This is a genomic window from Mesotoga sp., from assembly GCF_035363035.1.
Taxonomy (GTDB): Bacteria; Thermotogota; Thermotogae; order Petrotogales; family Kosmotogaceae; genus Mesotoga.
Genome location: NZ_DAOSEH010000024.1, coordinates 19,692 through 27,500, shown reverse-complemented (window position 1 = coordinate 27,500; position 7,809 = coordinate 19,692). Strand labels below are relative to the sequence as shown.

8 protein-coding genes are annotated in these 7,809 nt (G+C 48.9%); 2 read left to right on the top strand and 6 right to left on the bottom strand.

Going from position 1 to position 7,809, the window contains the following annotated elements; all coding sequences use genetic code 11:
• A partial coding sequence (gene tyrS / locus PKX57_RS05630; RefSeq protein ID WP_213921977.1) for a tyrosine--tRNA ligase occupies window positions 1-1,194 on the bottom strand: 1,194 nt, incomplete at its 3' end.
• Between the two features lie 10 nt (window positions 1,195-1,204).
• Window positions 1,205-1,456 (bottom strand): preprotein translocase subunit SecG, encoded by a 252-nt coding sequence (gene secG, locus PKX57_RS05625; RefSeq protein WP_213921976.1) that lies wholly within the window; start codon window positions 1,454-1,456, stop codon window positions 1,205-1,207.
• 138 nt (window positions 1,457-1,594) lie between these two features.
• Here secG and PKX57_RS05620 point away from each other — a divergent pair, with 138 nt between their 5' ends.
• Together PKX57_RS05620 and PKX57_RS05615 are read left to right on the top strand one after the other, a co-directional pair.
• A complete protein-coding gene (locus PKX57_RS05620) occupies window positions 1,595-3,244 on the top strand; it encodes a tetratricopeptide repeat protein (RefSeq protein ID WP_214075634.1) in 1,650 nt (549 codons plus the stop codon).
• Window positions 3,245-3,254: 10 nt separating this feature from the next.
• The gene (locus PKX57_RS05615) at window positions 3,255-3,512 is read left to right on the top strand and encodes a chromosome segregation protein SMC (protein ID WP_214047320.1); all 258 of its coding nucleotides are present in this window, start codon (window positions 3,255-3,257) and stop codon (window positions 3,510-3,512) included.
• 82 nt (window positions 3,513-3,594) lie between these two features.
• Here PKX57_RS05615 and sufU read toward each other — a convergent pair whose 3' ends face one another.
• From sufU to sufB, 4 genes are read right to left on the bottom strand one after another with little or no spacing between them, the layout of a single operon-like run.
• Entirely contained in the window at window positions 3,595-4,011 is a 417-nt protein-coding gene (gene sufU / locus PKX57_RS05610) for a Fe-S cluster assembly sulfur transfer protein SufU (protein ID WP_213921973.1), read from the bottom strand.
• Window positions 3,998-5,230: an aminotransferase class V-fold PLP-dependent enzyme gene (locus tag PKX57_RS05605; protein ID WP_472414717.1), complete on the bottom strand. Its 1,233-nt coding sequence runs from the start codon at window positions 5,228-5,230 to the stop codon at window positions 3,998-4,000. Before PKX57_RS05605 ends, sufU begins: the two co-directional genes overlap by 14 nt.
• Window positions 5,217-6,404 carry a SufD family Fe-S cluster assembly protein gene (locus PKX57_RS05600; RefSeq protein ID WP_472416353.1) on the bottom strand — a complete coding sequence of 396 codons (1,188 nt, stop codon included), beginning with the start codon at window positions 6,402-6,404 and terminating at the stop codon, window positions 5,217-5,219. The genes PKX57_RS05605 and PKX57_RS05600 overlap by 14 nt, the downstream gene beginning before the upstream one ends.
• An 8-nt stretch (window positions 6,405-6,412) precedes the next feature.
• Window positions 6,413-7,807 carry a Fe-S cluster assembly protein SufB gene (gene sufB, locus PKX57_RS05595; protein ID WP_472416352.1) on the bottom strand — a complete coding sequence of 465 codons (1,395 nt, stop codon included), beginning with the start codon at window positions 7,805-7,807 and terminating at the stop codon, window positions 6,413-6,415.
• Window positions 7,808-7,809: the final 2 nt, after the last annotated feature.

The window sequence follows — 7,809 nt, the reverse complement described above, 5'->3', positions numbered from 1 at the left end:
GCACTTAACAAGGCGATAGAAACGCTTTTTTCCTATTCTCAAAACATCTCCGTCCGAGGGGTCCAGAACAGCGTAAACATCTTCGATCACTTTCTCGTTCAATTTTATACCACCCTGTTCCAGGAGCCTTCTTGCTTCGCTTCTTGAAGAAATATTAGCATACTTCACGAGAAGATCGACAACGGAAACACTGCCGGTATCGAGTCTTATTTCGGGCATTTCTTCCGGCACCTCTTTGTGACGGAAGATCTTTATAAACTCCTCAAGAGCGGCTCTAGAGGTTTCCTCATCATAAAACTGGGCGGTTATATCCCTGGCCAGTTCCATTTTGATATCTCTGGGGTTGACGGTTCTTGACTTGAGGCACTCTTCTGCATCCCTGAGCTCTTCGTCGTTTTTGTCCGTGAGAAGCCTCATGTACTTCATTATCAGGGTGTCCGGTATAGACATCAGCTTCCCGAACATGTCCCTGGGCGTATCTTCGAAGGCTATGTAGTTGTCATAGCTCTTGGACATCTTCAGATTTCCATCGGTGCCTTCTATGAGGGGTACAGTCAGTACCGCCTGCGGTTCCAGACCGTACTCCTCCTGGATCTTTCTGCCTACGACCAGATTGAAAAACTGATCGTCTCCCCCTATTTCAATGTCGGCCTTCACAAAAACGGAGTCGTAAGCCTGAGCGAGAGGGTAAAGGAACTCGGCTATAGCTATCGGTTCATTGTCGGAGTATCTCTTCGCAAAATCGTGTCTTTCGAGCATCCTCGCCACTGTGTACTTCGCCGATAACCTTATGACGTCTTCGAAATTGAGAGCATCCAGCCATTGCGAATTGAAGCATATCTCCGTCAAATCCTTATCGAGGATTTTGAAGGCCTGCTTGCTGTAGGATATAGCGTTGATTTTCGCTTCATCCTTCGAGATCATCGGACGCGTCTTCGATCGGCCAGAGGGGTCACCGATCCTGGCGGTGAAATCCCCTATTATCAGGACGACTTGATGACCGAACTGCTGAAACTGCCGCAATTTTCTGAGAACCACGGCATGACCCAAATGCAAATCTGGCCTCGACGGATCCACACCCAGCTTCACCCTTAGAGGTCGATTTTTGGAGAATTTTTCCAGCAGTTCTTTCTCCGAAATCAGAGAAACATGGTTTTTTGAAAGTTCCTTGAACTGGTCTTCAGGAGTCTGCAATCAAACCACCTTAACCAGGAAAGGCTCTGGACACAACGAAAGCGATCAGTACACTGTTAACCATGAAGCCGACCGCAAGTACAAGGGTAATCTTACCCATCGTGTCGAGACCCTTCTTTCTTCCAAACATCGTATGGGAAGCTCCACCACCAAAGGCACCGCCGAGCTCGGCGGACTTCGACATCTGCATCATGACTGCAACGCCAAGCGCTACGCTTATGGCTACGTGCAGAGATATCAAAACATAAGCAAGAACTACCATCTAAATACCTCCTGTATCTTTCCAACGCTCTTCTGGTATTATACAATATGTGCGACTTTGTAGCAAACGATAATAGAGATTGCGGGTGAGATATTGAAAGGAAAAACTGTGATCATTTATCTTCCGTTGAAGCCAGAGATGGCAAAGCTTAACAATCTTCCGGTCAGGCTCCCCATACTGGCCGAAGACCTACCTCTGGCGATCGACAGAGACAAGATCGAGCTCGAAGTAGTTCTGCGAGGCCTCAAAGCCCACTACATCAACGAACCGGACGATTATTACGGCTCATACCTGCAATTCTACTGCTATGAAGCTTTCAAGAAAGCTATTGGCGACAACGAACTGGAGAGATCGCTCGGCTTTCTCGAAGATGCGGCAAAGATTTCAAGAGATTACAGGTACCATTTTTACAAGGGTCTTTACTACAGACAGACAGGAAACGGCGAACTCTGTGAAATAGAACTCAAAAGATCTGTAGAGATGAATCCCGATTTCTACGTTGGCTTTTACGAGATAGGAAAACTGCTCCGGTCGAACGGCGACTACGAAGAAGCAGCGAATTATTTTCTACAATCGATAGAAAAATCCGAGGGAAAATTTGCCCTCCCGTTTCTGGGGATCGTGGATACCTACATCTCTTCTGGAGAATACGGCCAGGCGATGGAAATAATGAACAGTATTCCCCGCTCCTTTTCGCTGTATTCCGAGATTCTTTTAAGAAAGGGAGTGGTTCTCAACGAACTCCAGAGGTTCGGAGAGGCCGAAAAGGTTTTCGACGAATGTATTGCCATCGAGAATCGCTGGCAATGTTTCTACAACAGGTCTTTCTCGAGATCGCGGCAGGGAAAGCTTTGGGCTAGCCTTGAAGATTTACGAAGGGCTCACGAAATTTCCGGGGAGGTCGATGTCCTCTACGAAGAGGCGATAGCCGAAAAGAACCTGGGGTTACTCGACGAGGCGCTGGAGCATTGTGAGGAGTACTACTTCCATACCGGCGATGAAAAGGCCCTCTTTCTGCTCGTGAGAATTCTCGATATGCTCGGTCGGTACGAAAAGGCCCTGAAATATCTTGAGAAGGGCGATTACTCTGAACTGAAGAACACTGTACTTTTCCACAGAGGCCTTGCAAAAGGGAAAGCCATTGCCGGACTGGTGTTCGACAACCCGATCACGCAGGCCGCCTACCTTTCAACTCTTGCCGATATCGACAAAAGTACGATCTCCAGAGAGGCGGGAGGCTTAGTTACGCAGGGAAGACTCGACATTGGATCACTGATAAATCACCTGATGAAGTTCGATATCGCCGGAATGAGAGAGAGAACGACCTCTTTTCAGATGGGAATGATTCCCGAAACCTCCAGGATTGCATCGCTGGGAGAGGCAGGCGTTTATGTTTCAATCCTTAAAACGCTTCTTGACCTCCCCTCCCGGAGAGATCTGCTCTCTTATTCGATGGCTTTCCTGATTTCTGGACTTGGTACTACGACGGCCGTTTTCAGAATACTGCTGCACGTTTTGCGATGGAGGCGGTCGGGAATGGCTTTCAATCTAGAACTCTTTCTGGACGAGTATCTTGAAGAGATACGAGATCTCGACTTCCAGCTGGGATTGCGCATTACGAAACTTCTGGAAGAGGGTCCCATAGACATCGATACGATAGATGAATCGGGTATCGAGGATATCGAAGGATTCGTTCTATCAATGCTTTCAGCGCTGGAAAAAGGTACAATAGATCAACTGGATACGAACGACGAAAACCTGAAAGAATACTTGAAGCTGCTAGTTTAAGGAGGTTTGAATGGACAGGATAGAGGAGCTGCTTGGAAGATTCATGGAAACTATACAGAGCAGAAACATCGATCAGATCGACGAGGCGACTTTGAATAGAATCCTTCACGAAGAATTCGACGTCTCCGAGAGGCTGGAGCTTGAAGAAGCTCTTGGATCGCTTCTTGGAGAAGTTTCAAAGATGGCGGAGGATCCGAAAGAGTACTTCTTCAGAAACGATGAAGAAAAACTCATGGAGTATCTCAAAGAAAAAGAAGAAAAAGATTGATTTACTTGATCGATTAAGTGTATAATCGCTGTGAAGGGTTACTTCAGCGCAGAGTATAGCCGGTGTGAAGCACCGGTCTTTTTTATTTCATCAGCGCCCTCTCTGCCGTCTTCCATGCTAGAGAGACGCACTTGATTCTCATCGGATACTCTCTGAGTCTTTCGAAAAGGACAGCGTCTCCAAGAAGATTTTCGTCAAAGATTTCACCTCGCAGCATTTTACTGAAATTGGACAGCGTCTTCCGGGCCTCTTCCAGGGTCTTTCCTTCGAGAAGATCTGCCATTACCGAAGCCGATGCCTGACTTATGGCGCAGCCGTGGCCGTCGAAAGCTAGAGAGGTTATCTTCCCCTCTTTCATTCGTACAAAGAGAGTTATCTCGTCTCCGCACGAGAGATTCGCCCCCTTTTCCATGAGGTCGCTCTCTTTGTCGATGCCTCTATGACCGGAGTTTCTGTAATGGTGCATTATGAAATCGGAATAGATATCATCGAAACTCATCGAACCACCTCCCGGCCTCTTCAAGAGAATCTGCGAGTCTATCTACATCTTCGAATGTGTTGTAAAGGTAAAAGGAAACCCTGCAGGCCGAGACGACTCCAAGCTCTTTCATCTGCAATTGGGAACAGTGATGACCACTCCTCAGGGCGACGTTCATTTTTCTTCCCAGGAACTCGGCGATATCGTGAGAATGTACCCTGCTGTGAGTAAAAGTAATAACCGCTCTGCTGGATTCGGGGCTGTGGATTCTGTAACCACCGATGGCCTCGATTTTCTCTCTTGCCATGGCAACCAGATTAGAAACATGGGCGCTGACTCTCTCCATTCCGGCGTTTTCCAGATACTCGACGGCAGCCATCATTGAGATCGCACCGGAGATATTTTGGGTACCGCCTTCGAATTTCGCGACCCCTTCGGCGAAAGTCGTCTCCTCCTTTCCAACCATGTCAATCATCTGGCCGCCGAAAACAAAGGGATTCAGTTCGCCCAGAAGTTTCTCTCTGCCGACGAGGCAGCCTATACCTGTTTCGGCGAGCATCTTGTGACCGGAGAAGACGAGGAAATCGACGTTGCTTTCGCCGAAAGAAAACTTCTCATGCGGAATCAGCTGGGCGCTGTCGAGCACCATGACCCCGCCGGCCGAATGAACGAGTGATCCTATCTCTTCGAAAGGAGGTCTATAACCTGTTGAATTAACCAGACCGGCCAGAGAGAAGACGAATCTGCCGTCCATTTGCTGGAGAGTCTCGTACACCAGCGACATATCGAGAGAGTTTTGTCTTACCGGGAGCGGTATGAAGCGTAATCCATTTCTCCTGGCGTGATACTGCCAGGGGACGAAATTGCTGTGATGTTCGAAGACCGGTACGATGAAGGTGTCGTAATCTCCACTGATGGAGAGGGAAGAGGCGAGTACGTTGAGACCTTCGGTCGAACCTTTGGTGAAGACCAACTCGCCAGGCCAGCAGCCCACGAAGCCGCTCAACCTTCTTCTGCTGGATTCGTACAGTTCGGTAGCCGCTTCGGCCAGTGGATAAACGCCCCTGTGAACGTTCGAATTGTTCCTTTCGTAAAAATCCCTGACCGCTGCGAGAACGGCCAACGGTTTCTGGGTTGTGGCGGCGCTGTCCAGATAAACCAGCGAAGGGTCGTGCGAGAATATGGGGAAGTCTCCTTTGAGTCCCTTGAAATAACCGTTCAGATCTTCAGGCGAAAACACGGTCCAACCCTCTCGAATGATCGGGAAAGAGTTCCACAACTTTTCCAAGCACGGGGTCGAAAGTCCCTTTGATTATGAACTTCAGGGCCTCTTCCCTGGTCAGTCCGCGCGACATGAGGTAAAAGATCTTTTCCTCGTCCAGCGATCCGACCGTTGCGGCGTGAGACGCGTTCACTTCGTTTTCATCGACCAGAAGGGAGGGTATGGCATCCGTTCTGGCCTCGCGGGATAGTACCATCACACTGCTGTGCTCCTTACCTGTGGCTCCCCTCGAACCCTTTTTAAGATCTACCGTTCCTCTGAAAATGGAGTGGCCCCTGTCCATCACCACACCGGTGCCGTCTATGATCGCCTGCGATCGGGCCGATTTTACCCGCGCGATGTACTGTAAATCGATCTTCGAGTCTCCGTAAGCCATGAAGACCGGTTCGAACACCGTTCGGGATTCTTCGCCGGCGGCGACTCCCATGTGGTAACTGGCAAGAACCCCGCCGCCGTAAGAAACTTCATACACGTTCAAGCGGGCACCGGCCTCGAGCAGGTAGAAATTGTTCAAAAAACTAAAATCGCTTTTGGAGAGGCCGTTGACGACCAGCAGGTCTATGGAGGACTCTCTCTTCAGAAGAAACCGGTTGTTCTGAAGAGACCACTTTCCCCGTCCGGTCGAGTTCAGTACTATCTTCATCTTTGAACCTTTTCCTGCTACGAAGAGATTGCTTGAAATGCTTGAATTCATCTCCTCTCTGTTGAATATGTAAGGTTCTTTGAGATGGATTCCGGAAGGGACTGAAACGAAGTAACCGGTATCGAAAAAGATATCTCCCAGGAGCAACAGCTTCCTGTCAGATCCCTCGAAATCCAGATTATCCAGTAGTTCAACTTCTTCGCTGGTAAGCCACTTAATCGGTTTCACGTATGGATCTGGATAGTGTTTTCCGTTTTTCCCAGAGACAGGCGGAAGTACCATCTTGCTTATATCGACCCTCTTCCAGAGAGGAAAAGCGAGTTTTCTGTATTCGGAATACCGGTTGCTCACGAAAACCGACATGGCATTTCCAAGAGGTTCGGATGAGATGAGGAAATCGCGGTCACCGTAATCCGGAATTTCTAGTTCCCGCCTGAGTGGCGAGACCATTTTGTAGTTGTTGTGTTCAAGGTTCAAAGTCTTCTCCATATGGCACCTCATCCGATACTGCTTTCCATTTCCAGGTCAATCAAACGGTTCAACTCCACCGCATATTCGACCGGAAACTCCCTGGAAACCGGTTCCATGAATCCTCTAACGATCATCGATCTGGCCTGCGTTTCGGAAAGTCCCCTGCTCATCATGTAGAATACTTGTTCCTCGCTTATCCTGCCTATTTTGGCTTCGTGGCCGATGTTGGCCGAATCGCTTTCAACTTCTATAATCGGAACTGTGTCTGACTTGGAATCGTTGTCTATCATGAGTGCGGTACATTGAACCGAGGATTTCGCGTTATCGGCCTGGCGAGAAATCTTTAAGGCTCCACGGTAAAAGGCCCATCCACCGCCGACGCTTATGCTTCTGACGTCGACCATTGAACTGGTTTCCGGAGCCAGATGGATCACTTTTGAACCGGTATCCATGTGCTGCCCTGGGCCAGCGTAAGTTATACCCAGATGTTCAGCTCTGGCTCTCCTCCCTTTGAGAATGGTCGCCGGATAGAGCATCGTTTTCATACTTCCGAGCGAACCGGATATCCACTCCATAGTTCCGTCTTCTTCAACTATCGCGCGCTTTGTGTTGAGATTGTACGTATTCTTCGACCAGTTCTGTATGGTTGAGTACCTGACCTTCGCCCCCTTTAAGACGAAGATTTCCACCATGCCGACATGCAGGTTCAGTTCATTGAATCTGGGAGCAGAACAGCCTTCTATGAACTGGAGGTTAGAACCTTCGTCGGCGATGATCAGGGTGTGCTCGAACTGCCCTGAGCTTGCCATGTTCATTCTGAAGTATGCCTGCAAAGGCAGAGGTACGGCAACGTTTTTCGGAACGTACACAAAGGAGCCTCCGCTCCAGACGGCGCCATGAAGGGCGGCGTATTTGTGATCTGAGGGAGTTACAGCTTTCATGAAGTATTTCTCCACGTATTCGGGATATTCTTTCACGGCTGTTTCCATGTCGAGAAAAATTATCCCGAGCTCCTCGAGATTCTTTTTTATGTTCTGATAGACCACTTCGGAATCGTATTGAGCGCCAACTCCGGCCAGAGAATTCCTTTCTGCTTCGGGTATTCCGAGCTTTTCGAAGGTTTCCCTTATCTCCTTCGGCACTTCCTCCCAGGATCTGTTGCGCCCGGAACCGGGCTTTAGATAGGCGACTATGCTTGAGAGATCTAGATCCCCCACTCCCACCCCGAAGCCGGGCTCTCTCGAGCGGCCGAATATTTCGAAGGACTCCAGTCTTTTCCGAAGCATCCATTCCGGCTCGTCTTTATTCGTCGATATCTGTCTTATAAGATCCTCATCGAACCCCTTTTGGCTTATGTAGCTGTAATCGGTCGTGGAAATGAAATCGAATCTCGAGCTGTCCAGAAAGAGATCTTTATCCATAC